This window comes from Aquicoccus sp., from assembly GCF_041686535.1.
GTDB lineage: Bacteria > Pseudomonadota > Alphaproteobacteria > Rhodobacterales > Rhodobacteraceae > Aquicoccus.
On record NZ_JAWLDS010000183.1, the window covers coordinates 1 to 3,061 of the forward strand.

At 60.7% G+C, this 3,061-nt stretch carries 4 protein-coding genes; all 4 read right to left on the reverse strand.

Annotated elements, in window-relative coordinates; all coding sequences use genetic code 11:
* Positions 1-227 precede the first annotated feature (227 nt).
* Positions 228-1,022, reverse strand: a complete 795-nt coding sequence (gene phnE / locus ACESL9_RS17675) for a phosphonate ABC transporter, permease protein PhnE (RefSeq protein ID WP_372675385.1) — start codon at positions 1,020-1,022, stop codon at positions 228-230.
* Positions 1,019-1,804, reverse strand: coding sequence for a phosphonate ABC transporter ATP-binding protein (locus ACESL9_RS17680; protein ID WP_372675386.1), 786 nt, complete (start codon positions 1,802-1,804; stop codon positions 1,019-1,021). The genes phnE and ACESL9_RS17680 overlap by 4 nt, the downstream gene beginning before the upstream one ends.
* Before the next feature lie 88 nt (positions 1,805-1,892).
* On the reverse strand, positions 1,893-2,777 hold the full coding sequence (locus ACESL9_RS17685; protein WP_372675387.1) for a phosphate/phosphite/phosphonate ABC transporter substrate-binding protein: 885 nt from the start codon (positions 2,775-2,777) through the stop codon (positions 1,893-1,895).
* 39 nt (positions 2,778-2,816) lie between these two features.
* Positions 2,817-3,061: hypothetical protein (locus tag ACESL9_RS17690; RefSeq protein ID WP_372675388.1), on the reverse strand; the 245-nt coding region annotated here is incomplete at its 5' end.

The following is a 3,061-nucleotide window of genomic DNA, read 5'->3' on the forward strand; positions in this document are numbered from 1 at the left end:
GTCATGACTGGCTTTCTAGACTGCGCCCCGGCTCCGGCCGGGGCGTTTTTTTCGAGCCCAGACCTATGCCATCGGGGATCGGCCCGAAGTCCGGTCTTGTTGCACCAAATGCATCTTAGAGCGCCCCGCCTTTAACCTGAGACATAAGATATGGGCAGGGCGTGATCAGCGGTTAAATCTTGTTCTGCGTTTCACCAAACCTGTGATTGGGGTTTTCGGCTGAACGCTTAACAGATGATACGTTTCCGAATCCAGGTGGACAACTGCTCGAAAGCAACCACCACCACGAGGATGACAAGGATGATCGCAGCGGCCTGATCGTAGCGGAACAGCCGCATCGCCGTAGAAAGTTCCACTCCGATCCCGCCTGCACCCACAAGCCCGAGGGTGACGGCAGAGCGGATTGCTTTTTCGACACTGAACAGGGAAGTGGCAGTCATCGAGGCGAAGCTTTCGGGTATGATGGAACCAAAAATGACCGAAAGGCGCCCACTGCCCGTCGCGGCAAGGGCTTCCGACGGGCCTTTTCGGACCTCTTCGAACCGTTCGGAGTAGAACCGAGCTGCGAAACCGATCGTGTCCATGATGATGGCAAGGATGCCCGCCAGTGGCCCCAGCCCGACGGTCACCACGAAGATCAGCGCCCAGATAAGGTCGGGGATCGTACGCGACACAGAAATCACAAAGCGGGCGAGGGTTCGGACCACCCCATTCGGCGCGGTATTGCGCGCAGCAAGCAAGGCAAGGGGTACCGAGAACAGACAGCCGAATGTGACGCCGACGACAGCGATGTTCATTGTCTCCAGCATCGCATCCGCGATGTTGGGCATGCGGGAAAAATCCGGCGGAACGGCCTGACCGACGAAACGCACCAGATTGCTCGCGCCCTTGACCAGCCGGTCGACGGAAAGACCCGAGGCCATCATACCCTGTATAAAGAACGCGGCAAAGCCGACAAGCACCACCCAGGTCAGGGCCGAGGGTGCGCGGAAGCGCGGCGGAAGGTTGGTGTTCTCGCTCATGCGGCGGCCTCCGTCGGTTCGGCGTCCACGCGGGTCATACCGGCGTAAAGAGCGTTCAGCTGATCGGTATCCGTGTCTGCGACGGCCGCGTCGATCTCGATGCGACCGGCCTTCATTCCCAGGATGCGGTCGGCGTATTCCTGCGCCAGTTCAAGATGGTGTAGTGTGCATAGCATTGTCAGCCCCTCTTCGCGAACGATGCGCCACAGCAGGTCGAGCACTTCGCGCCCGGCCTTGGGATCGAGGCTGGCGATCGGTTCGTCGGCCACAACGACGCGGGGGGCCTGCATCAGCATCCGCGCGATGGCGACGCGTTGCTGCTGGCCGCCCGACAGCTCTGACGGGCGGTGCAGGGCGCGGTCGGCCATGCCGACCCGTTCGAGGCAATGGAGGGCGCGCGCGCGCTCCTCCACAGGGGCTGTAAGGCTCAGGCAGGACAAAAGACCCATCTTGTGCCGCCCCATGGCACCCAGAAGCACATTCTGGAAGGCGCTCAATTGAGGGACGAGGTTGAACTGCTGAAAGACATACCCCATGCTGCGCCGGATCTGGCGCAGCTTGCGCCCGCGTGCGGTGGACAGTTGTTCACCGTGAATATGGATCGCGCCCGACCCGAGCTTTTCCAGCCCGTTCAGACTGCGCATCAGGGTGGATTTCCCGCACCCGTTGGCCCCAAGCAGAACAACGCCCTGACCTTCGGCCATGTCAAACGACACGCCGCGCAAGACATCGAGTTTGCCATAGCTGACGCGGAGGTCCTTTGCGGCAATGGCTGGGATCATAAACGGCTCCTGGAATGGGGGAATTCTCAATAGTGAAAGGCGGCCAGTCCTTTCGGATGGCCGCCCCGCGTCATCAGACAGACCGGTATCACTCGTCCAGCGGGATACCGGCGACCGAGTATGCTTCGCGCACGATATCGTAAATGGCCGGATCGGTCTCGAAGGACATGTAGGCGTCACGCTCGATGAACTTGTCGGCATTCCGCTCGGTCGAGGTCAGGCTGTCCCACAGCACGTCGGTGTGCTCGGTCAGGGTGGCGCGCAGAGAATCGCGGCACTCTTGCGGCAGCGAGGCGCGCATGACGACAGGGTCGCCCGGCAGCGTGTCGGTCTGGGCCAGCAGGCGGTAGTCGGTGTCGGGGTCCTGTTCGCGCACAGCGTCCCAGTCCTTGTTGCCACCGCCCATGGCGTCGACGTCATCGTTGATCAGGACTTGGATCCGGGCATCGCCTGCCATAGTGATCTCGGCGTCGGTTTCAGGATCGAGGCCAGCCTGGGCCATCAGCATCATCGGGAAGATGTGACCCGAGGTCGAGCCCACGTCCTTGAGCGCGACCCGCTTGCCGGCCAGATCGGCGAGCGTCTCGATGTCGCTGTCGGCCTTGACGACGAAGCTGGAGCCGTAGTTCGGACGCACGACCGAGAACAGGATGTCCATCTCGGCCAGTTGCTGGAACAGGACAAATTCGGACGGGCCGGCAAAGACGAAGTCGACTTCATCGAACTGCAGAGCCGTGCCCGCAGCTGTGCGGTTCGACAGGGAATAGAGCGCCAACTCGACGCCGGTCAGTTCCTCGAAGGTTTCGGCAAAGGGGCCGAAAGCTTCCGTCAGATCGCCCATGCCTTCGATGCCGGTGTCGGCCATGCTCAGTGGGGAGGGGCAAACCTCGCTCACCGATTGTGCAGATGCTTGGCCCGCGAAAAGCGCAGCAGTAGCGGCGGCAGCACATGCCACCCAGTAAGTGCTTCTCATCTTGCTAGTCTCCTTGATAGAATTACGGTCTCACATGAGCTAACAAGGCAGAAACACAGTTTTGTGACGAAATTGAATGGATTCGAGGATGATCTTTGAAGATTCGGTTTTGAGACCATCGACGAATGGACCGTTGCGCGCCGATACGTGAGTCTTGAAAGCCCCGCGCGCGTGAACGACAATCCCAACATTAGTGGCCCGCTGTGGCGTCCTGATCAGAACCCAGGCCTTTCCGAAGGTCGGCGCTCTTACACCACACCACTTAGCGTATTCGCCATGCCCAT